Source organism: Pseudodesulfovibrio halophilus DSM 5663 (genome assembly GCF_059568665.1).
In genome coordinates this window covers 33363-58409 of the sequence record NZ_JCANTV010000011.1, presented here as the reverse complement: position 1 = coordinate 58409, position 25047 = coordinate 33363, and the positions used below count along the sequence as shown (strand labels likewise).

At 62.7% G+C, this 25047-nt stretch carries 22 protein-coding genes; 8 read left to right on the top strand and 14 right to left on the bottom strand.

From position 1 onward, the window contains the following. Positions 1–144: 144 nt before the first annotated feature. Positions 145–3033 (bottom strand): sigma 54-interacting transcriptional regulator, encoded by a 2889-nt coding sequence (locus BR24_RS09145; RefSeq protein ID WP_496541486.1) that lies wholly within the window; start codon positions 3031–3033, stop codon positions 145–147. A gap of 111 nt (positions 3034–3144) precedes the next feature. Here BR24_RS09145 and BR24_RS09140 point away from each other — a divergent pair, with 111 nt between their 5' ends. From BR24_RS09140 to BR24_RS09130, 3 genes are all read left to right on the top strand, one after another. Beyond that, entirely contained in the window at positions 3145–3387 is a 243-nt protein-coding gene (locus tag BR24_RS09140) for a hypothetical protein (protein ID WP_496541189.1), read from the top strand. Positions 3388–3549: 162 nt separating this feature from the next. Continuing rightward, on the top strand, positions 3550–3939 hold the full coding sequence (locus BR24_RS09135; protein WP_496541188.1) for a response regulator: 390 nt from the start codon (positions 3550–3552) through the stop codon (positions 3937–3939). Next, positions 3926–4561 carry a CPBP family intramembrane glutamic endopeptidase gene (locus BR24_RS09130; RefSeq protein WP_496541187.1) on the top strand — a complete coding sequence of 212 codons (636 nt, stop codon included), beginning with the start codon at positions 3926–3928 and terminating at the stop codon, positions 4559–4561. Before BR24_RS09135 ends, BR24_RS09130 begins: the two co-directional genes overlap by 14 nt. Here BR24_RS09130 and BR24_RS09125 read toward each other — a convergent pair. The 5 genes from BR24_RS09125 to BR24_RS09105 all read right to left on the bottom strand — a co-directional run bounded on the left by BR24_RS09125 (position 4549) and on the right by BR24_RS09105 (position 10205). Next, positions 4549–6669: a tetratricopeptide repeat protein gene (locus BR24_RS09125; protein WP_496541186.1), complete on the bottom strand. Its 2121-nt coding sequence runs from the start codon at positions 6667–6669 to the stop codon at positions 4549–4551. The genes BR24_RS09130 and BR24_RS09125 overlap by 13 nt on opposite strands. 9 nt (positions 6670–6678) lie before the next feature. Further along, positions 6679–8394, bottom strand: coding sequence for an AMP-binding protein (locus BR24_RS09120; protein WP_496541185.1), 1716 nt, complete (start codon positions 8392–8394; stop codon positions 6679–6681). 94 nt (positions 8395–8488) lie between these two features. Then, positions 8489–9178, bottom strand: a complete 690-nt coding sequence (locus tag BR24_RS09115) for an aspartate/glutamate racemase family protein (RefSeq protein ID WP_496541184.1) — start codon at positions 9176–9178, stop codon at positions 8489–8491. A gap of 2 nt (positions 9179–9180) precedes the next feature. Continuing rightward, positions 9181–9510, bottom strand: coding sequence for an AzlD domain-containing protein (locus BR24_RS09110; RefSeq protein ID WP_496541183.1), 330 nt, complete (start codon positions 9508–9510; stop codon positions 9181–9183). After that, positions 9495–10205, bottom strand: coding sequence for an AzlC family ABC transporter permease (locus BR24_RS09105; RefSeq protein ID WP_496541182.1), 711 nt, complete (start codon positions 10203–10205; stop codon positions 9495–9497). The genes BR24_RS09110 and BR24_RS09105 overlap by 16 nt, the downstream gene beginning before the upstream one ends. A 236-nt stretch (positions 10206–10441) precedes the next feature. Here BR24_RS09105 and BR24_RS09100 point away from each other — a divergent pair, with 236 nt between their 5' ends. Further along, complete coding sequence (locus BR24_RS09100; RefSeq protein ID WP_496541181.1) at positions 10442–11860, top strand: aminotransferase-like domain-containing protein; 1419 nt, start codon at positions 10442–10444, stop codon at positions 11858–11860. Positions 11861–12163: 303 nt separating this feature from the next. After that, positions 12164–13090: an ABC transporter substrate-binding protein gene (locus BR24_RS09095; RefSeq protein WP_496541180.1), complete on the top strand. Its 927-nt coding sequence runs from the start codon at positions 12164–12166 to the stop codon at positions 13088–13090. A gap of 71 nt (positions 13091–13161) precedes the next feature. On the opposite strand, the gene hypF is transcribed toward BR24_RS09095, so the two are convergent. Continuing rightward, complete coding sequence (gene hypF / locus BR24_RS09090) at positions 13162–15495, bottom strand: carbamoyltransferase HypF (RefSeq protein WP_496541179.1); 2334 nt, start codon at positions 15493–15495, stop codon at positions 13162–13164. 41 nt (positions 15496–15536) lie between these two features. Further along, positions 15537–16463: a DUF362 domain-containing protein gene (locus tag BR24_RS09085; protein ID WP_496541178.1), complete on the bottom strand. Its 927-nt coding sequence runs from the start codon at positions 16461–16463 to the stop codon at positions 15537–15539. Positions 16464–16545: 82 nt separating this feature from the next. On the opposite strand from BR24_RS09085, the gene BR24_RS09080 reads away from it, so the two are divergent. Beyond that, the gene (locus BR24_RS09080) at positions 16546–17958 is read left to right on the top strand and encodes an ATP-binding cassette domain-containing protein (RefSeq protein ID WP_496541177.1); all 1413 of its coding nucleotides are present in this window, start codon (positions 16546–16548) and stop codon (positions 17956–17958) included. 69 nt (positions 17959–18027) lie between these two features. Continuing rightward, on the top strand, positions 18028–18258 hold the full coding sequence (locus tag BR24_RS09075) for a cold shock domain-containing protein (RefSeq protein WP_496541176.1): 231 nt from the start codon (positions 18028–18030) through the stop codon (positions 18256–18258). A gap of 73 nt (positions 18259–18331) precedes the next feature. Here the strand turns inward: BR24_RS09075 and BR24_RS09070 are convergent, their stop codons facing one another. Next, a complete protein-coding gene (locus tag BR24_RS09070; protein ID WP_496541175.1) occupies positions 18332–18817 on the bottom strand; it encodes a YchJ family protein in 486 nt (161 codons plus the stop codon). A 95-nt stretch (positions 18818–18912) separates the two neighbouring features. Here BR24_RS09070 and BR24_RS09065 point away from each other — a divergent pair, with 95 nt between their 5' ends. After that, positions 18913–19353, top strand: a complete 441-nt coding sequence (locus BR24_RS09065) for a DUF1499 domain-containing protein (RefSeq protein WP_496541174.1) — start codon at positions 18913–18915, stop codon at positions 19351–19353. On the opposite strand, the gene dxs is transcribed toward BR24_RS09065, so the two are convergent. From dxs to xseA, 5 genes are all read right to left on the bottom strand, one after another. After that, positions 19350–21251: a 1-deoxy-D-xylulose-5-phosphate synthase gene (dxs, locus tag BR24_RS09060; protein WP_496541173.1), complete on the bottom strand. Its 1902-nt coding sequence runs from the start codon at positions 21249–21251 to the stop codon at positions 19350–19352. The two genes, BR24_RS09065 and dxs, sit on opposite strands and share 4 nt — an antisense overlap. Positions 21252–21273: 22 nt before the next feature. Beyond that, on the bottom strand, positions 21274–22170 hold the full coding sequence (locus BR24_RS09055; RefSeq protein WP_496541172.1) for a polyprenyl synthetase family protein: 897 nt from the start codon (positions 22168–22170) through the stop codon (positions 21274–21276). Continuing rightward, on the bottom strand, positions 22170–22403 hold the full coding sequence (gene xseB, locus BR24_RS09050) for an exodeoxyribonuclease VII small subunit (protein ID WP_496541171.1): 234 nt from the start codon (positions 22401–22403) through the stop codon (positions 22170–22172). Before xseB ends, BR24_RS09055 begins: the two co-directional genes overlap by 1 nt. A 106-nt stretch (positions 22404–22509) precedes the next feature. After that, positions 22510–23427: a M23 family metallopeptidase gene (locus BR24_RS09045; RefSeq protein WP_496541170.1), complete on the bottom strand. Its 918-nt coding sequence runs from the start codon at positions 23425–23427 to the stop codon at positions 22510–22512. A 45-nt stretch (positions 23428–23472) separates the two neighbouring features. Continuing rightward, positions 23473–24885 carry an exodeoxyribonuclease VII large subunit gene (gene xseA / locus BR24_RS09040; RefSeq protein ID WP_496541169.1) on the bottom strand — a complete coding sequence of 471 codons (1413 nt, stop codon included), beginning with the start codon at positions 24883–24885 and terminating at the stop codon, positions 23473–23475. Positions 24886–25047: the final 162 nt, after the last annotated feature.

The following is a 25047-nucleotide window of genomic DNA, read 5'->3' as shown; positions in this document are numbered from 1 at the left end:
CACGCACCCATGGACATTTTCTAATTGGAATGCGAGCGGGCGTGTACCGCGTTAGCACGGTTAGAACCGCGTCATGCAGGGAACCGGAGCAACGATTTCAGAAGGTTGTCAGGGAAAATCGATACGCCCTCAAGGCGTTATTTTCTATGCTTCCAGGCCGAACTGCTTCATTTTTCGGTAGAGAGTGGCCCGATGAATACCCAGAATTTCGGCTGCGCGAGATTTGTTGCCGTTCGCGCTGATGATGGCTTCCTCGATCTCTCTTGCCCCCGCGGCCGGTCGGGTCGGTATGAAGCGCACTCCGGATGCCGGGCGCGATTCCATGGCCTCCAGCACGTCCGGCCTCAGGTGGTTCCTGCCGATGGTCCCGCCGGGGCAGAGAATACAGGCATGCTCCAGCAGGTGCTTGAGTTCCCGAATGTTCCCCGGCCACGAATACCGCAGGAACAGGTCCATGACATCTTCGGAGACACCCAGCAGCTTCTTGTCGAAACTCTTGGAGAAAATCTTGATGAAGTGCGTGACCAGCAGCGGCACGTCCCCCTGCCTCTCCCGAAGCGGTGGCAGGGTCACGGGCATGACGTTGAGGCGATAGAAAAGGTCCTCGCGGAAGGTGCCCTCCTGCACCCGCTGGCGCAGGTCGACGTTGGTGGCGGCAATGATCCTCACATCCGCCTGACGCGTGGAGGATTCCCCGACCCGCTCGTACTCCTTCTGTTCCAGAAAGCGCAGCAGCTTGAGCTGAATCAGCGGAGAAATGTCGGCTATCTCGTCCAGAAACAGCGTGCCGCCCTCGGCGGCCTCGATGCGGCCCACCTTGTCGCGCACCGCGCCGGTGAAGGCGCCCTTCACGTGGCCAAAGAGCTCGCTCTCCAGCAGACTTTCGGAGAGCGCGGAGCAATTGACCTTGACCATGTTGCCCGTGGCGCGCGAGCCGCCGTAATGAAGAGCGTCCGCCGCCAGCTCCTTCCCGGTGCCGGACTCTCCGCAGATCATGACGGTGGCTTCAAGCGAGGCGAGCTGCTCGAGCAGACGGTAGATGTCCTGCATCTTCTCGCTCTTGCCGACGATGCCCCGGAATCCGTGCCGCTCCTGCAGTCGCTTTTCCAGGTCGGCGATGCGGGAGATATCCCTGACCACGAGCACTGCTCCGATAAAGGTCGCGGCTTCATCCAGAAGCGGCGAGCAGTTCAGCTCCACCATGCGCTCGCCGGCCTCCAGCGGCATCTCGGCCTGAAAGCCCCTCACCGGGCGACGGGTGCGAAGCACCTGCTCCAGCACTTCGGTACACGGATTGGGTTCGCTCTGGACCACGTCGCACATGGCGCAGCCGAGCGATGCCGCGTCCGACAGGCCGCAGATTCCGTACGCGGCATTGTTGTTCGCGATGATGCGCATCCGGGCGTCGACAGTGATTATAGCGTCCGGGATGCTTCGGAAGGTGGCTTCCAGATTCAGGCGGAAGCGCTCCTTCTCCTCGTTGGCGTACTTGAGGGCCTCCTCGGCGCGGCGACTGTGCGTGATGTCCCGCCCCACGGCCTGAAATTCGCTAAGATTGCCCCGGTGGTCGAAGATGGCCCTGTTGACCCAGCGCACCCATCGGACCTCGCCGTCGTGCCGCACGTTCTGCTGCTCAAGCTCGTACACCGGATCAGAAGGGCTGACGCGCTCCATCCAGCGGTCGAGCCGCCTTCTGGACTCCCTGTCCGGGATGTCCGGCCCGAACACCGAACCGATCAGCGTGTCCTCATCGCGACCGAAAAACTTCGCGTACGCCCGGTTCACGAAGGTGAGCGAGCCGCTGGGCTTGTAACGGCAGATAAACTCCGTCTGGTCCTCCACCACCGCCCGATACAGCCGCGCCCCTTCCCGGAGAGCCTCTTCGACAACCTTCCTGCTGGTGATGTCGCGCACGAAGACGGTCGCAACCTGCTGCCCGCCCACGGAAAACGGGCTCATGGTGGTTTCGGCGGGGAACACCCTGCCGTCACGGCAGCGGTGCTTGCGGATAGGCATCCTTCCGGCCTCCATGCCGAGGACTTCAAGGCCCCGGTCCTCTTCAGCGCTCAGGTCCTTGATGAAATTCAGCTGCTCCAGCTCATCGGTGGAGTACCCGTAGAGCCGGCGCGCGGCGCGGTTGGAATCAAGCACGTCACCGGAGACGCGGTTGACCAGCAGGATGGCATCCGGCCCGGCCTCGAAGACGCTTCTGTAGCGGAGTTCGTTTTCCGCCAGCTCGCGCTCGGACTGCATGAGCGCCGTGACGTCCCGGCTCACCACAAGGACGCCCTCCATGCTGTCGCCCCGCTCCACCCGCCGCATAAAGACCTCCAGCGTGGCGCCGCCGCGTCGCACCCTGAAGGTAATGGACGGCGTCCCCTTCTGGACCCGTTGCAATGCTTCGGAATAACTGCCGCCGACGGCTTCGGGCAAAACAGAGAGATAGTCCGCGCCGAAAAGCTGCATTGCCGGCACCGTCATTTCTCTCTGGGCCGGCCCGTTCATGGCCACGATGCTGCCGTCTGCATCCAGCAGCATCGCCGAGTCAGGCATGTTCGAAACGAGCGAATACAGGAGCTCGCCCTTTTCGGTGCTTCTCGACTGCAGCCGCTCGATCGAGGCCCGGTGCTTGCGGCTGAAGGTGGCAAAGCCCAGCACGTTCGAGAGCGTACGGGAGTCCACCGGGCGCTCCAGCACGGCGGGGACGTGATCCGCGAAGCGCGGATAGAGCTCCGGGTGCTCCCGGTATTCTCCGAGAGCGACGACGGGCGGGGCGCTGTCGCCGAGCGACTGAAGCTGTCGCAGAAAAGCCGCGCCGGAGTCCGGGACCGAACCGATATCCGCGACGACGAGGTCCGGCTCGTAGTCGCCGCAGAGTTCCCCGGCAAGGGCGAACCCGTCCGCCTCAGCCGCGAGGCAGTTCTGCTCACCGAGCATACTGCAAATCCGTTCGCGTTCCCGAAGATCGGAAACCACCACCAGTACCTTGATGCGTACGTCGGCTTCGAAGGATGTATGCGGCATGGCTACCATCTTTGACACGTTCCGTATCCGTCATCAAGTATATCGGATTCTCATACCCCGCGAGAATCCACGAGAGTAGATGTTGCGTTGAGGCAACCCGCTACTCCAAGGAGGACAGCAATGAGTCAGTACACGCAAACCGACCTGCCGATGGACCTGCACCACGGCGAGGTCCTGTCGCTGGCCGATCAGACGACCATTCGCTTCGAGTCCAACGGCGAGGCGAAGGACGTCATGATCAACGATTCCTTCGCGCCCGCGGTGACGCTCTTTCCGGGAAACGAATACGTCGTGCGGGCTGCGGACGGGGAGTACAGGCTGACGTGCACTTTCGAGGACTGCATGCACGTGGAAAAGCTCTAGGCCGCCTCCGGACCGGCCCACGGACACGGAGCCGGTGTCTTGCCCGGCTCCGTAATTCGCCTTCCCGCACAAAAAATTATCACCCCTTTTACCGTATCGTCGTGATAGTGTAGCGTTCACATTCGGAAGAATCACGGGAGAATCGTTAAACAGGGGGGATCAATGGCCAAGGTACTCATAGCCGAAGACGACAGAATCTCGCAGAAGCTCGCAGCCAAGATCGTCGAGGAGATGGGGCATGTCGCCTTCGTAAGCCCGCACGGCAAGCACGCCTACGAGGCGTTGATGGCCAGCAACAAGTTCGACATGCTGCTGACCGACATAATGATGCCGGAGATGGACGGCCGGCAGCTCATCCAGACGCTGCGTGGCGACCAACAGTTCGCCGAGTTTCCGATCATCATCATGTCAGCCGTCGTGGGGGTGAGCGAAATCTCCAACCTTCTCAAACTCGGAGCGACTCTTTTCCTTGCCAAGCCGCTTGAACGAAACGAAATCCAGGAATACATCCGCCGCTGCCTCCAGGCCGGAGGCCCGGGTGCGCAGACCTGACGCTTCAGGCGGGCGCGCGTTCGCGGAATTTCTCCTGTTGTACGCCGCCCTGCCCACGATTTTCGCCGCAGGACTCATCCCGCTGCCCAAACTCCCGACCCTGCTTGGAGTAACGGCGTTCTGCGTGGCGATGCTTCCCGGGCGGAAATCCTTCTGGAAAACCGAGTTCCATTTCTCCGCCCTAGGGAGAGCGCGATACGAGATTTTCCGCCGCCTGCTCGTGGTCGGCCTCGCCTCCATCCTCCTGACCCTGCTGCTCATGCCGGACCAGCTCTTCGCATTTCCGGCCGAACGCCCCCTGACGTGGGGCCTCGTCGTGCTGCTCTACCCGTTCCTCTCGGCGCTTCCGCAAGAACTCATCTACCGGACATACCTGCACAAACGTTTCGGGCCGCACCTCGGCGGAGAACGCAACCTCATGCTGGTGAGCGCAGCGTCGTTCGCCTACCTGCACATTGTATACAGCAACCTGCCTTCGGTGGCGCTGTCCTTCGCGGGGGGCATGATGCTCGCCCACACCTACGAACGCCGAAAATCTCTGGCCGCAGCATGGGTCGAACACGCCGGGTACGGCATCATCATCTTCACCACCGGCCTTGGCCGCTACTTCTATTCGGGATAAGCGGAATCCGGGCGCATGACATACGCCTTGCCGGAACGGTACCTCGCAAGGCGCTCCTCGGCGGCTTCTGCCTGCTCTTCGCCCACTTTTTCCCGAAAAGCCTCAACAGCCTCGCGCTGAGTCTCGACGGCTTTCCCGAAATCTCCGGCGCGAGCATAGGCCGCGGCCAGCGTATCAAGCACAAAGGCATTGTCAGGTGAGAGACTGCGCGCACTTCGGGCGTACAGCAGGGCCTTTTCGGCATCTCGAAACCGCTCCTCGGGGCATGTGGCCCGGGCCCACGCCGCCTGATTAAGCACCCGCCAGTTACCCGCATCTTTGATAAGGGCCTCGTCAAGTGCCGAAACCCATTGCCCGTAACGCCTGAGCTGTCGCAGGACCTCCGCGCGGTCCAACAGCAGCGAGACATTACCCGGCGGCCCCAATTCGAGGGCGAGATCGAAGACCTCCAGAGCGCGATTGTTACGGCCCAGCTGCATATAGGTACGCGCCAACTCATGCGCGGCGGAGGCGTTGTTCGAAGCTGCAAAAGCCAGATGCGGTTCAGCCTCGCGATATCGGCCCTTCTCGGCCAGCAGCTTGCCAAGGCGGGCATGCAGGGAGTCGTTGCGTCCCCCGAGACGAAGCGCCTTGCCGATATCCCTGATCGCCTCGTCCCGACGGCCGAGAGAGGCCAGAACCGTTCCCCGCATGGCGAGAGCCGACGCGTCGGAAGGGTCGTTTTCGAGGTAGGCGTCAAAGTCCTTCAGAGCGGCCTGCACGTTCCCGGATTCGGCACGCATGCGCCCCCTGAGCAATCTGGCACGCGAAAGGTCGGGGTTCAGTTCCAAAGCGCGATCAAGGCTTGCCAGCGCCTCTTCGCGACGGCCCAGCCTTTTCAGCACGCCCGCTTTTTCCATATACAGCCCGGCATTCTCCGGCGTGATCTTCACCGCTTCGGAGTAGGCTGCGAGCGCATTGGCGGGTTGACGCATCTTCATGAAGGCCCGGCCCTTGACCACATATCCCGCGGGATTATTGCGGTGCAGCGCGATCATGGCCTCGGCCTCCTCGAGGGCCTCCCTCCCGAGTCCGAGCGAAAGCAGCAGACCGGCTCGGGCCTGCCGAGGAGCCATCGCCACGGGATTCGCTTCGACGGCGTCGGCAAACACTTTCAGAGCATCCTCGTAGCGCCCCATGCCCTGCAGGGTAATGCCGCGCCCCATGGCCACGGCCAGCGGCTCACCGCCTGCCTCCAGCCCCCGTCGATACTCTTCGAGAGCCGCCTCGTGCTGGCCGTTCATGCGGAGAAAGTCGGCATGCAGCAGTCTGCCCTGAGCCCAGTCCGGGGCCTTCTCCACCGCCGCCTGAAAGTCGCCGGCAGCCTCGTCCATGCGGCCCTGCATGGCCCGAACGTAGCCGCGGTTGGCGAGCGTGGTCGCGTCGCCCGGGTCAGCTTCAAGCACGGCATCGAACACGCGCTCGGCTTCGGCATGACGACCAAGAGACATGAGCGCAGCGCCGATGCGTGCCTGTATTTTCATGTTTTGCGGAGAAATGTTGGCGGCGCGCCGAAAGTCTTCGAGCGCGGCTTCAGGGTCGCCGCTCTTGAATCGGAGGTTGCCCCGCTCCCTGTACACGGCGGCACTGGAGGGCGACAGCCGTACGGCGGCATCATAGGCCTCGAGAGCCTCGCCCCCCCTGCCGAGCGCGGCGAGTGCCGCAGCCCTTCCAGCATGGGCGCGGGCCGAGTCGGGGCGAAGCGTCAGGGCGTGCTCGAACGCCTCCAGCGCCTTCTCGTTTTGACCGTCGGCATGCAGCGACGCAGCGAGCGTCAGCGAGAAGGGGAAGCGGGACGGATCAAGATCGGCCGCGGCCTGAAAATCGCGCAGCGCCTCATGGGTTCTGCCCAGACGCTGCAGGGCCAGTCCCCGGTTGAAGCGATACTCTGCCTTGGACGGGTCGGCGCCCACGGCCTTGGAGAACTCCTTGACCGCTGCGTCGAGCCGTCCGGTACGGACGAGTTCGTTCCCCTGGGCGAAATGCGCCATGCCGGATTCGCCCGAGCCGTAAGCCGGGACGGCCGCCAGAATCAGAGCGGCGACCAGTAGATGTCGAAGATGGTGCATCCTCTACAGCTACTTCCGACTTTCCTCCGGGTCAACATAGAGGTAACGTTTGATCTTGTGCGTGGGAGTCTTGTCGAAGGGTTCCACCTGCTCGATGATCCGCGCGAGACGGCTGAAGCTGGAAACGGAAGCGTTGACCTTCTTCAGGATGCCGTCAAGGACCTCCTGCACCTTTGCGTGGGCCTTGGACTCGGTCATGTCGCGGGTCCCGTACTTCGCGTCGAGGGCGTCGTAGTCGAGGTGCACCCTCGCGCACAGGCGGTTGTCCTGACGGAAGACGAGCGATTCGAGCACGTACTCGCAGTCGTTGATCGCCGCTTCGATCTCTTCGGGATAGATGTTCTCGCCGCTGGGACCGATGATCACGTTCTTGAGGCGGCCCTTGATGAAAAGATATCCCTCGTCGTCAATGTATCCCAGATCGCCGGTGCGCAGCCAGCCGTCCCCGGTGAAGACCTCCTCGGTCACGGCCGGGGCCTTGTAGTACCCTTGCATGACGTTGGGGCCTTTCACGAGAATCTCGCCCTCGCCGGTCTGCGGGTCGGCGTTGTCGATCATGACTTCCACTCGCGGAATGGTCTTGCCTGCGCCGCGAAAACGGGTGTCCGCGGGGGTGCTGCCGGAGATGAGCGGCGAGGTCTCGGTCATGCCGTAGCCTATGGCGTACGGGATGTCCGCGTTTCGCATGAAAAGCTCCACCTCGGGGGCAAGGAACGCCCCGCCGATGGGGATGCACTTGATGTTGCCGCCGAAAGACTCCATCAGCTTCTTGCCCGCCACCTGCTGCAGCTTCTTCTTGCCCGCGCCGAGCTTCATGAGGTTGCGGCCGAACGCATTGCCGCTGAGCTTGGGCAGGATGCGGTTGCGGTAGATCTTTTCGATGACCAGCGGCACCAGCAGCAGGTAGGTGGGCTTGACCTTCTGCATGGCGGGCAGCAGGGTGCGCGGGGTCGGCGGCTTCTGGAGGTAGTGCACGGAGGCGCCGCGAGTCAGGGGCAGGATGAGTCCCAGCGTACATTCGTAGGTGTGCGAAAGCGGCAGCACGGACAAGAGTTTGTCCTCGTGGTTCACGTTCACGATGTTCGCCGTGGACTCTGCGTTGAACACGATGTTCTCGTGCGTGAGCATCACGCCCTTGGAGTGCCCCGTGGTGCCGGAAGTATACAGGATGGCCGCAAGGCTCTCCGGCGTGATGTCCGAAGTGCCCTTGTCGAAATAGTTCATGACCTTCTCGCGCATGCGGTCGTACCAGGCCCGGGCCTGCGCCATGGCTTCGCGGAAGTTGGTCTTGAAGTTGTCCTCTTCGGAGACGAGGGAGAGGTCGTCGAGGATGATGCGGGTGTGCATGTCCTCGGATTCGCACTCCTCGACCTTGTCGAAGTAGCGCTTGGAGGCGAAGACCGCCTTGGCCTCGGAGTGGCGCAGAATGTGATGCACCGCGCTCACGTGAAATTCCTGCAGGATCGGCACGATCACACAGCCCATGCAGGTAACGGCGAAGTACGCAACGCCCCAGTGCGGCATGTTTTCGCCGATGAGGGCGACCTTGTCGCCGGGCACCACGCCCCTGCTCTGCAGAAGCAGCGAAACGTCACGCACCATCTGGTGAAATTTGGCGTAGGTAAGCGGCTCCCCTTCCACGAATGTCAGGGCGGGGCGGTCGGCATACTGCTCCACGCTGCGTTCCAGCGCGTTCTTCAGGGTGGGGACTTCAAGACTTTTCAAGGCTGCCTCCTAGGATGTAGTGCGGCAGAAACCGCGCCGGAACCTTAATCGCGCCTTGAAAACTGGTCAAGTAAAGGCTGAACGAGTCCGCGACTCAGCCCAGAGCAGCCTCCACGGCGGCCATGGCGTGAATATGCGTAGTGTCGAACAGCGGCAGCGGGCAGTCCTGTCTTTCCAGAAGCATGGCGATTTCGGTGCAGCCCAGAATCACGCCCTGCGCGCCGCGCTCCCGCATGGATTCGATGATGCGGCAATACTCCTTGCGGGAGGCTTCCTCAACGCGGCCAAGGCACAGTTCGTCGAAGATGACGCCGTGCACGAGGTCCATGTCCGCGTCTTCGGGCAGAACGACTTCCAGTCCCCGCTCCTCCAGCCTTCCGCGGTAAAACTCCTCCACCATGGTGGGGCGGGTGCCGAGCAGCCCGATCTTTGAGAACCCGGCCGCCTTGACCGCTTCCGCCGTCGCGTCCGCGATGTGCAGCAACGGGATGTCCACGGCTTCGGCGACCTGCGGCGCGAGGCGGTGCATGGTGTTGGTACAGATCAGGAGCATGTCGGCTCCGCAGGCCTGCACGCTGCGGCCCGTCGCGCAGAGCTTCGAGGCCAGCCCCTCCCAGTCCCCGGCGGCGAGCATGGGTTCGATCTCGCCGAAATCCACACTGTACATGGCTATCTTTGCGGAATGCAGCCCGCCGAGGCGATCGCGCACGGCCTCGTTGATGAACTCGTAATAATGCCGGGTGGATTCCCAGCTCATGCCGCCGATGAGTCCGATGGTTTTCATCACTATCCTCCGAGGAAGAAACGTCCCGCAGCCACCAGCCCCATGCCCAGAGCCACGGTGCCGAAGAAGCTGCGCGTCTTGATGGCGAGGGCGAACGCGGGCAGCGCCGCCCAGAGAAAGAGGTTGTCCATGCCGAAATCCAGCGAGCCGTCCCGCAGCAGGAGCGATGGAGCCAGCATGGCCGAGAGCACCGCTACCGGGATGTAGGAGAGCCAGCGCATGACCGGCTCGGGGATCCCGCGTGCCGCCAACGCCAGCATGGGCGCGGCGCGCGGGATGTAGGTCACAGCCGCCATGCCGAGGATGGTCAGCAACACTATCTTCTGGTCCATGATTCCACTCCCGCGCCAAAAGTTGCGCCGATGACCGTAGCCACGATCACGCTCCACTGGTCAAGTCCCGCCTGCACCAGCACCACGGCGGTGAGGCCGGTGAATCCGGCGGTGAGCCACTTGAGGCCGTTCTCCGCCTGCATGGCAAGCAGGCCGATGAACATGGCCGGGAGCGCGTAATCCAGCGCCAGCGGCTTCACGTCGGGGACCCCGCTACCGGCCAGCGCGCCCGCCCACGAGGAAAGAATCCACACGGTCTGGGCCATGGCGTTGATCATGAAGGTCTGTCGCCGGTCGCGATCCCCTTGTGCAAACCGCATGGAGTGAAGCGCAAAGGTCTCGTCGGTCAGCTGGTAGCAGAAGGCGGCCATGCGGCCCAGCCCCCACCGGGAAAGATGCGGAGCAAGTGCGGCAGACATCAGCAGGTGCCGCAGATTGACCACGAAGGTGGTCAGGATGATGCTCACCGGCGGCGCACCGGCGGCGAACATGCCCACGGCGATGAGCTGCGCGCTGCCCGCATAGACGAACACGGACATGAGCACCGCGTTGAGCACGCTCAGTCCGGCCTTCTGGGCCAGAACCCCGAAGGCCATGCCGACCGGGATGTACCCCATGGCAAGCGGGGCGATTTTTCGCGCGGCCTGAAACACGGCTCCCCTTTCCTTTTCTTTGTCGATGACGCGTTCCTGCATGACTCCTCCGTCGCGGCACGGCGGCGATGTCACGCCGACCATACCCTGTTTTCCCGCACAGTAAACCCGATCATCTGCTCGCAGTACAGATACAGATCAAAGAAATTGATGCAATACAGTTTGCAACCAAAGAGTGCCCGGCATCTCGAACCTGTTGCGAAATCGATTCTGCGCTGCTACCGGTACAGTTGCTGAAAACAAATCGGAGACCATGACAGTTTTGACAGGGAGGCCCCATGGCGGACTACAGATATCAAAGCGTGGAACAGCGCATCATGGACATGATCGGCAACGGAACGCTGGGCCTCGGCGACAGACTGCCCTCGCTTCGCAAACTCGGCAGGGACATGGGCGTGAGCATCTCCACAGCCACGCAGGCTTACGGCGAGCTTGAGCGCAAGGGCGTGGTGGAGGCGCGACCGCGCTCGGGATATTTCGTCAAGCAGACCGGCCAGCGGCTCCCAGCGCCGGACGCGGATCCGCTGCCCGCGCAGCCGCCGCGCCCCGTCACCCGCGCCGGATTGATACGAACGGTGTTGGACTACGTCGGGACCAAGGGGGCCGTACCGTTGGGCATCATCGCGCCGCATCCGAGCCTGCTGCCCACCCGTGAGCTTGGAAGACTGCTCTCCCGCCACAGCCGCGAACACGCCGACCACGGCCTGTCCTACGAACTCGTCCCCGGCAATCCCGAGCTTCGTCGGCAGATCGCGCACCGCTCGCTTGAGGCGGACATCCCGGTACGGCATGATCAGGTTCTGGTGACAAACGGCGCAATGGAGGCGCTGTACATCGCGCTGCGCTGCATCACCCGGCCCGGCGACAATGTCGTTGTGCAGTCACCCGCCTATTTCTGCTTCCTGCAACTGCTGGAAACGCTGGGGCTGCGCGCCATCGAGGTGGAGACCAGTCCGGACGGCGGCCTCGACCCCGCGCTGGTGGCCGACGCAGCGGCAACATACGACGTGAAGGCCTGCATCCTCGCCCCAAACTTCGCCAACCCGGACGGCTCCCTCACGCCGGACGACACCAAGCGCGAAATTGTACGGCTGCTTGAGTACATGGACATTCCGTTGATCGAGGACGACGTCTCCTCCGACATCCATTTCGGTCCAAAACGCCCCGGCACCTACAAGCAGTTCGACGAGAAGGGGCTGGTTGTGATGTGCTCTTCCCTGTCCAAGACCGTGGCCCCAGGCTGGCGCATCGGCTGGATGCTTGCGGGCCGTTTTCTGGACAAGGCGCGAGAGATCAAGGCGACCACCAATGTTTGCTCCGCCACACCGACACAGGCGGCCATGGCCGAATTTCTGCGGGAGGGGCGCATGGAAAAGCAGCTCAGCGGAATACGCCACGCCATCCGGCGCAGCATGGACACCATGCAACTTGAGCTCAAACGCCACTTCCCGGAAGGAACCCGCGTCACCCACCCGCAGGGCGGCAGCGTGCTTTGGGTGACGCTTCCCGGCGGCGTGGACGGCGTTGAATTCTTCTTCGAGGCCCGCGAACGCGGCATTGGCCTCGCCCCCGGCGGCATATTCACCACGCGCGACCGCTTTACCAGCAACATCCGCCTGAGCTGCGGCGGTGTCTGGACCGACGAGATCGCCGGCGGCATCCGCACCCTCGGCAGACTGGCCCATGACATGGCCTGACCCACTCGATCAGGACTTCACAAAGCCCCGCTGTCCCCAGAGACAGCGGGGCTTTTTTGCACCATTCATGCGGGACGCAAACAGCAATTCCGCGACAGGGAATCCGTAAGCCAATCGGAAAGAAAACAGAAAAAAGCTCATGATTTTGCAATACGAAATAGCATCGATTTGTCAATGTTGGATTTCCGTGCTAAACAACATGGTCATACTTTGAAGAACGTGTCCGCAACACTCACTGGACAAGCTTGGACACAGTTCATTTTTATTTTTCTTTTACTTCTACATTCAGATCAGGAGGATCTCTTGCAGAAAAAAAACATTGTTTTCTTTCTGACCCTTTGTCTCGTACTCGCCATCGGCTCCACAGCATTCGCCAAGAATACGATCCGCTTCGCCACCCCGCCGTGGCCCGGAGTCACCGTCAAGACGGAAGTTGTCTGCCAGATCGCGGAAAGCCTCGGCTATGAAACCGAGCAGCTTCAGGTGGGACCGCCCATCATCTACAAGGGCATGCCCCAGGGCGACGTGGACGTGTACCTCGCCGCATGGGTCCCGGCCCAGAACGATATGCTCAACCCGGTGCTCGAAGAAGGCAGCGTTGAGATTCTCGGCACCAACCTCGATGAAGCCATCATCAGCCTCTGTGTGCCGACCAAGACGTGGGAAGAGGGCGTGCGCAGCGTCGCGGACCTCGACAAGAACGCCGAACAGTTCGACCACACCATATACAACATTGAGGCCGGCTCCGGCATGCACACCGCCGTGTCCGAAATGATCAAGGCTGACGCGGACGGTCTTGGCGACTGGGAACAGATCGCCAGCACCACCCCCATCATGCTCGGTCAGGCGCGCGACAAGATGCGTCAGAACGAAGCCGTGGTCTTCGGCTGCTGGAAACCCCACTGGATGGACGTGCTCATGGACATCAAGTTCCTTGAAGGCACCGAAAACACCACCAAGCTCGTCAGCCAGAGCAAGGTGCACACCATCGCCAACGCCGACTTCGACACCCGCTATCCGCAGCTGGCCAAGTTCCTTTCCCAGCTCTACGTCACCGCAGAGACACAGAGCATGTGGATTCACGATTACGGCTACAAGGAAGAGGACCCGGCCGACGTCGCACGTCGCTGGATCACCGACAATCAGGACACTGTTGCCAAATGGCTCGAAGGCGTGAAGACGCCAGACGGCCGCGAAGCAGCCGAGGTTGCCGCAGCAGCCTTCAAGTAGACACTACCCAGAACACCAAAAGGCCCGCCGGAATCGGCGGGCCTTTTTCATGGTCTTGTCTTGATCAAACTTCACTCGTCCATAAGCAGCTTTCTGCGCCCCCACACGGCCTGCCCCAAAGAAATGCAGCCATCGTTGGGAGGCACCTGCGTGTGCATGAAGACCTCGAGCCCGATCATTTCAAGCGCCATGGGCAGTTCCACGGCAATGGTGAGGTTCTGCATCACTCCCCCCGAAAGCGCGATCCTGTTCACACCGAGGCTTTCCGCAACGGTCGCCGCCAGTTCGGCAAGGCCATTGATCAGCCCGAGATGGAAGCGCCGCGCAATGATGCCGGGGGCCACGCCGTTGGCCGCGTCTTCGCGCACGGCGTCCAGCAGGGTCAGCGTGTCGAGCACGGCGGGCTGATAGTCGGTAAGCAGCGGGCACGGGTAGGCGGAACGCTCCTCCATGACCTGCGCCTTTTCCAACAGGATGGCCGCCTGCCCCTCGTAACTGATGGAGTTACACAACCCGATCATGGCCGAAACCGCATCGAACAGCCGCCCGCAGCTGCTGGTGCGGGGAGAATTGATGTCCTTCTCCAGAACCTGCATGAGGAACCTGTCCGCGGCCTCATGTTCCGCCAGCCACGGCCACCAGAACTCAGGTTCGCGATATCCCAGCTCCCACAGGACCCCCCGTGCGATGCGCCACGGCTCGCGAACCGCAGCCTCGCCACCGGGCAACCGCAGATGCGCAAAACGGGCCAGCCGCTCGTGCTCCAGCGTCTCCCCGTTGACGAACAGACATTCCCCGCCCCAGATGGTACCGTCCTCGCCGTATCCGGTCCCGTCGAGCGCCAGCCCGAGCACCGGACCTTCCAGCGCGTTTTCGGCCATGACCGCATGAATGTGGGCGTAGTGATGCTGCAACGCCAGCACCGGGACATGCATTTGCGCCCCCACTTCTTCCGAGAGGGCGCTGGTCATGTAGTCCGGATGCAGGTCGCGAACCACAAGCTCGGGCCGCACCTGAAGGATATCCTGCATATGCGCCAGAATTTCCTTGTAGAACCCGTAGGTCTCGAGATTCTCCATGTTCCCGATATGCTGGCTCGGGAAGGCCATGCCCCCCTTGGTCAGGGTCAGCGCGCACTTGAGTTCCGGGCCGGTGCCCAGCACGCAGGGGCCGTCGCCCCCCAGCGTGACCGGAGAAGGGGTGAAGCCGCGCGCCCGGCGCAGGATGATCGGTTTCCCGGAATACGGATTCATGCGCAGGACCGAATCGTCGCAGCGTATGAGGATATCCCGGTCATGAAACAGAAAGATATCCGCGATACCCGAGAGCCTCGAGAGAGCCTCGCGGTTACCGAGGCTGATGGGCTCGCTGCTCATGTTGCCGGAGGTCATGATCAGGGCGGAAGGCCCATCCTCTTTCGACAAATGGTCGAAGAGCACGTGATGCAGCGGCGTGTATGGCAGCATGAGGCCGATGAAATTCGTATCGGGCGCAACGGTTTCCGGCAGTGGATACTCTGGATGCTTGGCCATGAGCACGATGGGCCGCGCAATGCCCGTCAACCATGCTTCGTCTTCGGGCATGACCTCGGCCAGCCGCCGCACGGCATCCATGTCCGGGACCATCACTGCCAGTGGTTTGTCTGGCCGGTTCTTGCGCTCGCGCAACCGGTCAATGGCTTCGGCGTTGGTGGCATCGCAGGCCAGATGGTAGCCGCCAAGCCCTTTCACTGCAGCGATTTTTCCTTCTTTCAGATTCGCGGCCAGAAGGCGCATGGCCTCGTCGCCTCTGGCGGTTTCGCCGCCCTCGGCGTCCGCAAGCCAGACCTGCGGGCCGCAGTCCGGGCAGGCATTGGGCTGCGCGTGAAAACGCCGGTCCAGCGGGTCGGTGTATTCCGACTCGCAACGCTCACAGAGCGGAAAGCAGCTCATGGAAGTGAACGGCCTGTCGTATGGAATAGAGCGTGTGATGGTGTAGCGCGGGCCGCAATTGGTGCAGTTGGTGAAGGGATAGCGGTAGCGTGGATTATCCGGATCGCGCATGTCCTCGATGCAGTCGGGACAGGTCGCGGTGTCCGGGCTGATGAGCACGTCGTGTCCTTCCCCGCCTTCGCTGGCGATTATCTCGAAGGAGTCCTCGCCCGGCACCGGAGGCAGATCTTCGGACTCAAGCGAAACGATGCGGGCCAGCGGCGGCGTCTTCTGCGCCAGATCACTGCCGAAACCGTCCACCTGCGCACGGTTGCCCTGCACTTCGGCAAGCACGCCCTGCGAACCGTTGAGCACGGTGCCCGTCACCCCGTTCTCCGAAGCAATCCGATAGACGAAAGGCCTGAAGCCGACGCCCTGAACCTGCCCGCTCACGGCGTACCTGCGCCGTATCATGTCCGTTTTGCCCGAATCCATGAGCCGACACTACCGCCGACAGGCATCCGAAGCAAGAGGACTCAGTCTCCGCACAGGCGTTTTTTCAGGCTCTTGACGCGCCCCTTGAAAACCCTGAACGGGTCAAAGCGGACCGGCTCAAGTTCGCCGGGGATGATCATGCCCGAGACATCGAAGCTCTGCGGCTGTTCAAGAGGATAGCGCAGTTCACCGGGTTGCGCGCCGGAAAGATTGCGCCGCAGGGCCTCGGCCCAGAGCGGTACCTGCGAGGGAGAAAGATTCAGCATTTCGCAGACCATGGCGTCCACTGCATGCGGCGAGGCGGACGCAGCGAGCATGCCCAGTTCGTAGGCCTCCCCTTTTATCGGGCCGCCTTGATGCATTGGCCGCACCGCATCCATGAGGGAGACGCTGTGCGGCACCAGCTCGCAGATATCCACCACCATGGCGGCGAAAAGGTCCGGTCGATTGCCGAGCCGGTTGTGCGCCAGCGCCTTGCGAGCGCCGCTCACGCAGCCGAACAGGTTCTTGACCGCCCCTGTCACCCGCATCTGGCAGTGCGCCTTGAGCCTTGGCACGTTCAGGATGGCCCCGGCCTCCAGAGCCTGCTCGGAAACGCCTATCTCCACGCCGCACGGCAGCAGCGTCTTTCGTGCGGCGGCAAGCCCGCGTACTGCAAGTCCCAGCTCCTTCAGCGCATCGGCCAGCCCGGAAGCCTTCGCAACCTGTGCCGCGGACCCGAAAGCCGGAGAGTCGGCGACGGTGACGCGCACGCCCCGATCCAGCAGGAACCGGCAGGCGGCGCGCACCACCAGCGGGTGCGTGCAGGACACGGCCGCGTTGGTGGAGTTGACCAGATTCGGCTTGACCAGCACACGGTCGCCGCGCGAGGGCCGGAATCCGGCTTCGTCCATGAGCAGTTCCACCGCCGCGTCCAGCAGTGGCGACTCGTATTCCATGATGCGGGCAAGGGCCACGGTTTGGATCATGTGCCGAAGATACAGGCCGCGACTGTATTTTGCAAAGCGCATTCTGCTTGCATCCCGGAACGTTTCGCGCAACCATCCGGGCATGTTGCGAATCACGATATCCAACGCCAGCGTCACACGCGAAGGCAGGAAGCTGCTTGACGGGGCTTCGATCGCCATCGCACCGGGCAGCCACACCGCCGTACTCGGCCCCAACGGGGCCGGAAAGACCACCCTGCTCCGCGTCATTCGCGGAGAGGTGCCGCCCGACAACGAATCCGGCCGCACCTACGAGACGGAAAACGGCGTGCAGAACGATCCGCTCGGGCTGCGCCACCGAATCGGCATGGTCTCCGGCGACATGCAGGACTTTTACGAACACTCCGGCAGCAAGGCCACGGGCCGAGAAATCGTGCTGGCCGGTTTTTTCGACTCGCCCCTGCTGTACGAACAGCCCGACGCGAAAATGCTGGTTAAGGCCGACACGGCCCTGAGGCGCATGCGGGCAGCCGAACTTGCCGAGGTTCCCGCCCGAGCCATGTCCACCGGTCAGCTGCGACGCGTCCTCCTGGCCCGCGCCTGCGCGCCCGAGCCCGATGTCATCCTGCTGGATGAATGCATGGACGGGCTGGACAAGGCCGCGCGCGCAACAGCCATGGAACTTCTGGAGACGCTGGCGAAACGGGCCACCCTCGTGGTCACGGCACATCGCGGCGAAGACGTCCCCAGCTGCATCCGCCAGACCGTCCACCTCCGGGATGCCGCTGGACACGAGAAATCCGGCGAGCACTCGCGCTGTCCGGCGCTGCCGCAGCCCGGCCCCATGAAATTCATCGTACGCATCCGGAAAGCAGACGTGGTCATGCACGGCCGAAATATCCTCCACGACATCGACTTCACGATGCGCCCCGGCGAGGCGTGGGCCGTATCGGGTGACAACGGCGCGGGCAAAAGCACCTTTCTCAAGCTGATACTCGGGGACGTGGCCCCGTTTGCGGACGAAGGCACTGTCGAGCGATTCGGCGGCTGCGGCACCGGGGAGGCGCACCGCAGACGCATGGCCGTGGTCTCCCCGGAGATGCACGGCCTTTTTGCCCGGTTGCCCCACTGCCGCGACACAGTGCTGGAGACCGTGCTTTCCGGCATGTTCGGCACCGTTGGCCTGTACGAAACGCCAAGCGCTGACCAACAGGACCGCGCGCGGGAATTGCTGGCCTTTTCCGGCCTGACGGAGCTAGCCGGGCGTCGCATGGAAACGCTTTCCCACGGCCAGCGCAGACGCGTGCTGCTGACAAGGGCCATCGCGGGCGAGCCGTGGCTGCTGCTTCTGGACGAGCCGCTCTCCGGTCTGGACGCCGAATCGCGGCAGTCCATGGGAAACACCCTCGACCGACTGATCCGCTGCGGGATGCCGGTGATCATGATTTCACATCACGAGGGAGATTTTCCGCAAAGCGCGACCCACCGGCTGCGGCTGGCGCACGGACGCATCGTCTCGACGGACCGTCGCTCCTGAGGCGCACATTGCCGGAAGCGGGTCATGGTGCTATGAACGGATAAAGGGAAGTCACACGGGAGTCGCACGATGCGCAGCACGGGAAAAGTCAGCTGGTTCAACGAGCGGGAAGGGTTCGGTTTCATCACCGCACAGGACGGTGAGGATGTCTTCGTCCATTACACGGAGATACTGCGCAACGGATTCCAGACCCTGCATCCCGGAGAAGAGGTGGAGTTCACCCTGAACGATTCCGGCCCTGCTCCCAAGGCCGCCGAGGTCCGCATCAAAGGGGAGAACCCTTTCGGCAGCATCATCTGATCCCGCCCGAAGCAGAAATGAAAAGGCCCGGAACGCGTATGCGTACCGGGCCTTTCGTCCTCTCAGAAGTCTATCAGGCGCAGCACTTCTTGAATTTTTTGCCGGACCCGCAGGGACACGGCTCGTTCCGACCCACTTTGGGGGTCTCGCGCACATAGGTCTCGGGTGGCAGGGCGTGGCCGTCTACATAGAGCCACTTTCCGTCACGCTTTTCGAAAGTACTGCGCTCGCGATATTCCACGGTCTGTCCATTCTGGCGGTAACGGGCGGTGAAATCCACCACGCCGGTTTCGTCGCTCTCCAGCCCGAGGCTGGTGGCGTCGATGCTCAGGCCGAGCCACTCGGCGGATTCGGACCACTCGCGGACCGCTTCCTCGTCATGGTCGCCGTGACTTTCCGGTGCCAGGCTGTCCTTGAGATATTCAATGGCGCCGACAACATAGGCGCTGTAACGCGAACGCATCAGGGCTTCGGCGGTGGGAGCCGCCGTTTCGCCGGCAATGATGGGTCCGCAACAATCGTCGTATTTCCTTTCGGAACCGCAAGGGCACTGATTCATTTTTACATCCTCCTGTGGAACCGGAAGGTAGACGAATCATCGGCGGTGTCAACATGGAACTCGCCGTCAAGGCATGGTACAGGGGGTAAATGAACATGCGAAATGCCATCCCCCTCATTCTGGTCCTGACCCTCGCAGGCTGCGAGGCCGCCCCGGGAGAATCACCCGTGAAGCAGACGCCGCTTGACCCGTGTCCGAGTACGCCCAACTGCGTGAACAGTCTGGATACCGACCCGGACCATCGCATAGCCCCGTTGAACTACAAGAACGACGGTGAAAAAGCGATGAACCGGCTCAAAGATCTCGTGAAGAAAATGGATGGAGCAAAAATCATCTCCTCGACCTCGGACGGCTTTCAGGCCGAGTTCTCCACGAAGCTCTTCGGTTTCGTGGACGACGTGTCGTTTCTGCTGCGTGAAGAGGACAGGGCGATACACGTGCGTTCGGCGTCCCGTGTGGGATACTGGGACCTCGGCGCGAACCGCAAGCGGGTCGAGAAGATACGGGAAGTCTTCGAAAGAGACTCGGGGAGCTAGTCGAACAGCGCGCTGACGGCGTTGCGGATGCCCACCTTGTCGATGCCGAGCATGGCGCGCAGCTCTTTTTGAGTGCCGTGCTCCACGAATTCGTCGGGGATGCCCAGCCGCTGCACGTTCTTGCCTGCAAGCAGACCGTTGTCGGCAATCAGTTCCAGCACTGCGGAACCGAAGCCCCCGGCCTTGGCGTTTTCCTCGACAACGAGCACACGGTCAAAGCGGCTGACCAGCTCCAGAAGCTGCTCTTCCGGCAGTGGCTTTATGAAGCGCGCGTTGAAGACCGCAACGCCTCGCCCTTCGGTCTCCAGTTCCATGGCGGCCTCCATGGCGGGATACACCCGCGACCCGACAGCCACCACGAGCGCGTCCCCGCCCTCGTGAACCACTTCGCCTTCGCCGATCTCGAACGGCTTGGGATCGTCCTCGACCTCGGCCCCAACGCCGGTGCCGCGCGGATAGCGCACCGCCACGGGTCCCCGCGTGGAGAATGCCGTGACCATCATGCGCGCCAGCTCGGCTTCGTCCTTGGGAGCCATGAGCGTGAGATTAGGGATATGCCGCAGGTAGCTCATGTCGAAGGTGCCGTGATGCGTGGCGCCGTCTTCACCCACGAGTCCGCCGCGGTCGAGGAAGAACTTCACATCCAGATTCTGCAGACAGACATCGTGAACGATCTGATCGTAGGAGCGCTGCAGGAACGTCGAATAGACGGCCACCGCCGGGCGATACCCCTGCGTGGCGAGGCCCGCGGCAAAGGTCACCGCGTGCTGTTCGCAGATGCCGACATCCACGAACCGCTCGGGGTGCTTCTGGCGGAAGCAGTCCGTGCCGGTGCCCTCGGGCATGGCGGCGGTAATGGCCATGATACGCTCGTCCCGGTCTGCAAGACGGCACAGCATATCGCCGAAAATTTCGGTGTAGGAGGGAAGGCCGGGGCCGGAGAATTTGCGGGCCAGCCCGGTTTCCGGCTCGAAACGGCCAACACCGTGAAAATAGGTCGGATTGTTCTCGGCGGGCTCGTACCCTTTGCCCTTTTTGGTGAGGACGTGGACCAGCACCGGCTTGTCGATGCGCTTGACCTGCTCGAAGACCTTGACCATCTCGCCCATGTCGTGCCCGTTGATGGGGCCGACGTAGGTGAAACGGAACGCCTCGAAGAGCATGCCCGGGGTGAAGAATGTCTTGAGGGAGTCGCCGGAACGCTTGACGTACATGGCCAGCTCGTCGCCGAACTTGGGTACGCCGCTCACCCACTGCTCCACCTCATCCTTGAAGCGCTGCAACAGCGGCGTACTCAGCTTCCGGCTCAGGAAGGAAGACAGCGCGCCAACATTTCTGGAGATGGACATCTCGTTGTCGTTGAGCACCACCACCATCTTGCGGCCCATGCCGCCCGCCTGATTGAGCCCCTCGTACGCCAGCCCGGCAGTCATGGAGCCGTCGCCTATAACCGAGACCACTTCGTGGTTCTCGCCCTTCAGGTCGCGGGCCATGGCCATGCCGAGCGCGGCAGAGATGGACGTGGACGAGTGTCCCACACCGAAGTGGTCGTAAGGACTCTCCTCCATGCGGGGGAACCCGCTGAGTCCGTCCTTGCGGCGCAGGGTGTCGAAGCGGGAGTAGCGGCCGGTGAGCAACTTGTGGGCGTAGGCCTGATGCCCCACGTCCCAGACGATGCGGTCGCGTTCAAAGTCGAAGGCGCGGAACAGCGCCAGCGTCAGCTCGACCACGCCGAGCGACGGAGCCAGATGGCCGCCGCCGCCGGACACCTGTCCGATGATGGTCTGCCGAAGCTCCTCGGCCAGAATCTTGAGCTCGTCCGGCTCCAGATTCTGGACGTCGCGCGGCCCTTCGATGCTGGGCAATAGTGCGGGTTTGGTCTTTTCTTCCTTCGTCATGAGCGCAGCGACCATAGTCCAATCATTGAACTCTGTCCACAATGTAGCGCGCCAGTTCCCCGAGGAACTCCGCATCGGCCCCTTCGTATGGCTCAAGATGCTTCAACGCGCCATCCACATGGGCCCGGGCCAGCTCCATGCTGCGCTCCAGCCCGACAAGCGACGGATAGGTGCTCTTTCCGGCCCCCTCGTCACTGCCCACGGGTTTGCCGAGGGTCTTCTCATCGCCCACCACGTCCAGCACGTCGTCCACGATCTGGAAAGCCACGCCAACGGCCTTGCCGAAAGCTCTTGCAGCCAGTTCATGCGTTTCCCCCCTGCCTGAGAGGATCGCGCCGCATTCGCACGCCGCGGTGATGAGCGCGCCGGTCTTCATGGCGTGCATGGCCTGAAGTTCCTCCAGCGGAACCTGCCCCGCGCGTCCGGTCTGGGCCATGTCCACGGACTGGCCGCCGACCATGCCGCCCGCCCCGGCAGAGCGCGCCAGCACGTTCACGGCACGCAGTACGTTTCGGGCGGGAAGCCCTCTTTCCAGTGCGCTTTCGGTCATGAGCGTGAAGGCCTCGGTGAGCAGACCGTCGCCCGCAAGGATAGCCTCGGCTTCGCCGAACTTCTTGTGGTTGGACGGCTTGCCGCGCCTGAGATCGTCGTCATCCATGGCGGGCAGATCGTCATGCACCAGCGAGTAAGTGTGAATGCATTCGAGGCTCGCGGCGAACGGCATGGCCTTGTCCGGCTCGCCGTCAAGCATGCCGCACCATGAGAGGACAAGTACAGGGCGAAGCCGCTTGCCGCCCGCGAGCAGGCTGTATTCCATGGCCTCGCGCAGCGGTTCCGGGATGTCCCGGTCCTTCAGGCTGCCTTCGAGAAACCTTTCCACTTCGGCGGCGCGTCGCATGAGTTCGTCTTTGACGGACACTAGTCTTCCTCCTCCAGCGGCGCTTCCAGCGCCTCGAATTCCTTGACCAGCCCTTCGCTGACGATCTTGACCTCGTGGCGCGCCTTTTCCAGATGCCCGCCGCATCCCTTGGCGAGCTCAAGTCCTTCCTTGTAAAGGGCGACGCCTTCTTCCAGAGGCAGCTCGCCGCGCTCCAGCCGCTCCACTATTTCGCGGAGCCGTTCCAGTTTCTTTTCAAAAGTCGGTTCAGACATGCTGTGCGCCTCCGGCGAAACGTGTCGCCAGTCGCCGGTCCGGGCCGGTATGATTTGATAGTATGCGGGCCGCTCCCACTTTCGAGGAAACGGCCCATGGCAAAACCTATTGTTTCAGCAGATCATCCGCGTTCGCCTTGAACAGCGGCGCCGGGTTCACCAGCCGCCCCTGCACCGCGATGGACATGTGCAGATGCGGTCCCGTGACGCGGCCGGTGGCGCCGGTGAGTCCCACGGTCTGCCCCCGCTCGACACGCTCCCCTTCCTTTACGGTCGGTTCGGACAGATGGAAATACATGCTCACCACACCGTTGCCGTGGTCCACGTACACGGACTTGCCCGCGTAGTAATGATCGTCCACAAGGGTGACAACACCGTCGGCCACGCTCTTGATGGGATTCTTCATGGGAGAGCGGAAATCCATTCCGCGGTGCGGATTGCGGGGCTTGCCGTTGAGAAACCGCTTGAGGCCATAGTCGCTGGAGACCTCCCCGCCCACGGGACGGTAGAACGGCAGCGTCCAGTGCCGATCGGCGCTGTAGTGGTCGCGGGCCTTGGCGATGACCTTGCGCTCGCGGGCGATGCGGTCCAGCACCTCCTTGGGCGGCGTAACCATCTTGGGCGGCAGCTTCAGATCCTGACGAGGAAATTCACGGTCCTCGATGGTCACGGTTTCCTCGAATTCGCGAGACGCGTCTTCGGCGACAGCAGTAACCACGAGGCTCTTTTTGCCCGGCTCGGCATTGAGCACGTCAGTACCGAGCATGGCCAGCGCAACATGCTTGTCGTTCCATACGGACACGGACGGGGTGATGGTGCGCCCGTCCCAACGAATGGACACATCCTTCAGCGGAACGGTGGAGGTCAGGCGCACCGCGAACGGGTCGCCCAGCGCAACGGTTTCGGGGTGGGCCAGCACGAGCTCCGCTTCAGGCTCGCCAGCCGTGGCGTTTTCGAAACCGGCCTCATCGCCGTCCTGAAGCCCCACGCTCTGCGCATGCGCCAGCACGGGCAGGAGCAACATAGCCGCAATTATGAAAAATCGTTTATATCCTTGCATGCGCAGACCTTACCCTTCCGGGCCTTCCTTCTCAACCCTTGCGGCAAGGTTTCCGTCACGCACGCGAATACTCAGGCGGTCGCCGTCGCCCACTTCGTCCGGACTGCGCAGGAACGGCCCGTCGTCGCCGATGCGGATCAGACTGTAGCCGCGCTGCAATGGCGCTTCCGGATTCAGCCCCGCCAGATTGGCCTTGGCGAGCTCAAGCTCACGCCCCCGGTCCTCAACCCGCCTCAAGGATGCGTCGCGCATGCGCTCGGCATAATCCTGTAGCGTCCCGGCAGCCCGCTCCACGTCGGCGGTGCCAAAGGCCCTCGTCAGCCGCCCGGTCCAGCGCACGGCCTGCTCCCGGCGGGATTCGTAGTGCGCCCGCCCCAACCGCTCCAGCCGCAGGGCCAGCGAACGGACCTGCTCGACGCTGCGATCCAGCCGTCTCATGGGAGAGAGCCACGCCAAAGCGCGCCGGAGCTGTTTCAGCTCGTGCTCATGGCCGTCCAGCGTCTTGAGATAGGCGCGCGTCAGGTCCATCTCCAGCCGGTCCACTTCCTGAAGCATTGTGTCCCGGTCTTTCCAGATGACCTGTGCGGCATGGGACGGCGTCGCCACCCGCAGGTCGGCCACGTAATCCGCGATGCTCACATCAGGCTCGTGCCCCACGCCACAGACGACCGGAATGCGCGAACGGTAGATAGCTTCGGCCACCGCCTCGGTGTTGAAAGCCCACAAGTCCTCCAGCGAACCGCCGCCACGGATGAGCACCACCACGTCCGCCCAACCCTCGTCGCCCACGGCATCCAGCGCGGCGGCAATCTGTTCCGGAGCGGCCTCGCCCTGCACCGCAGTGGGCTGAATGCGGATTTCGCTGCCCACACCGCGCGTGGATGCGATCCGCAGAAAATCGCGAATTGCCGCACCGGTGGGCGAGGTAACCACGGCAACCCGCGCAGGCTCGCGCGGGATCTGCATTTTGCGGTCTTCCTCGAAATATCCCTTGGCCGCCAGCTTGCGCTTCATGGCTTCAAAGGCCATGCGCAAATCGCCGACGCCCTGCTCCTGCACCAGTTCCGCCACCAGCTGATACTGGCCGCGCGGTTCATACACGTTGAGCCGTCCGGCGCAGAGCACCTCCATGCCGTCTTCCAGCGCATCGGCCAGGCCTTGCGGCTTCTCCTCCTCCACTTCGCCGGTGAGGGGGTTCACGGCCTCGCCGCCTCTGCTGACCGGCTCGGCGCTGCGCTGAGCGCCTTTGAACCAGACCACGTTCACCAATGAGTCGCCGTCGGTGAGGGAAAAGTAGAGATGCCCGCTGGCGGGGCGCCCGAGGTTGGTGATCTGGCCGCGCACCCAGACGAAGGGAAATTCGGCCTCAAGGAGGTCCTTGACCGCGCGGGTGAGTTCGGAAACGGATAATATGGCTGACAAAGCGTGTTTCTCCCGATTGATTCAATCCCCTGAATACAGGTTCGCGCCACGGTGAGGCAAGCGAAAGGAAGTCCGCTTTTGGTGATTATCGACACCCTCTCTGTCGGATCACCGCAACGCCCCTTCCCGCGCCACTCCGAAAATCCCGGAAGCGCTTCCCGC

What these genes read in the sequence shown, in the direction of transcription:
- BR24_RS09105 (WP_496541182.1), bottom strand. Translation starts at nt 10,205, where the DNA reads ATGCAGGAACGCGTCATCGACAAAGAAAAGGAAAGGGGAGCCGTGTTT.
- BR24_RS09080 (WP_496541177.1), top strand. Translation starts at nt 16,546, where the DNA reads ATGTTGCGAATCACGATATCCAACGCCAGCGTCACACGCGAAGGCAGG.
- dxs (WP_496541173.1), bottom strand. Translation starts at nt 21,251, where the DNA reads ATGACGAAGGAAGAAAAGACCAAACCCGCACTATTGCCCAGCATCGAA.
- BR24_RS09125 (WP_496541186.1), bottom strand. Translation starts at nt 6,669, where the DNA reads ATGCACCATCTTCGACATCTACTGGTCGCCGCTCTGATTCTGGCGGCC.
- xseB (WP_496541171.1), bottom strand. Translation starts at nt 22,403, where the DNA reads ATGTCTGAACCGACTTTTGAAAAGAAACTGGAACGGCTCCGCGAAATA.
- BR24_RS09065 (WP_496541174.1), top strand. Translation starts at nt 18,913, where the DNA reads ATGCGAAATGCCATCCCCCTCATTCTGGTCCTGACCCTCGCAGGCTGC.
- BR24_RS09115 (WP_496541184.1), bottom strand. Translation starts at nt 9,178, where the DNA reads ATGAAAACCATCGGACTCATCGGCGGCATGAGCTGGGAATCCACCCGG.
- BR24_RS09140 (WP_496541189.1), top strand. Translation starts at nt 3,145, where the DNA reads ATGAGTCAGTACACGCAAACCGACCTGCCGATGGACCTGCACCACGGC.
- BR24_RS09075 (WP_496541176.1), top strand. Translation starts at nt 18,028, where the DNA reads ATGCGCAGCACGGGAAAAGTCAGCTGGTTCAACGAGCGGGAAGGGTTC.
- BR24_RS09135 (WP_496541188.1), top strand. Translation starts at nt 3,550, where the DNA reads ATGGCCAAGGTACTCATAGCCGAAGACGACAGAATCTCGCAGAAGCTC.
- BR24_RS09100 (WP_496541181.1), top strand. Translation starts at nt 10,442, where the DNA reads ATGGCGGACTACAGATATCAAAGCGTGGAACAGCGCATCATGGACATG.
- BR24_RS09145 (WP_496541486.1), bottom strand. Translation starts at nt 3,033, where the DNA reads ATGGTAGCCATGCCGCATACATCCTTCGAAGCCGACGTACGCATCAAG.
- hypF (WP_496541179.1), bottom strand. Translation starts at nt 15,495, where the DNA reads ATGGATTCGGGCAAAACGGACATGATACGGCGCAGGTACGCCGTGAGC.
- BR24_RS09110 (WP_496541183.1), bottom strand. Translation starts at nt 9,510, where the DNA reads ATGGACCAGAAGATAGTGTTGCTGACCATCCTCGGCATGGCGGCTGTG.
- BR24_RS09045 (WP_496541170.1), bottom strand. Translation starts at nt 23,427, where the DNA reads ATGTTGCTCCTGCCCGTGCTGGCGCATGCGCAGAGCGTGGGGCTTCAG.
- BR24_RS09085 (WP_496541178.1), bottom strand. Translation starts at nt 16,463, where the DNA reads ATGATCCAAACCGTGGCCCTTGCCCGCATCATGGAATACGAGTCGCCA.
- BR24_RS09070 (WP_496541175.1), bottom strand. Translation starts at nt 18,817, where the DNA reads ATGAATCAGTGCCCTTGCGGTTCCGAAAGGAAATACGACGATTGTTGC.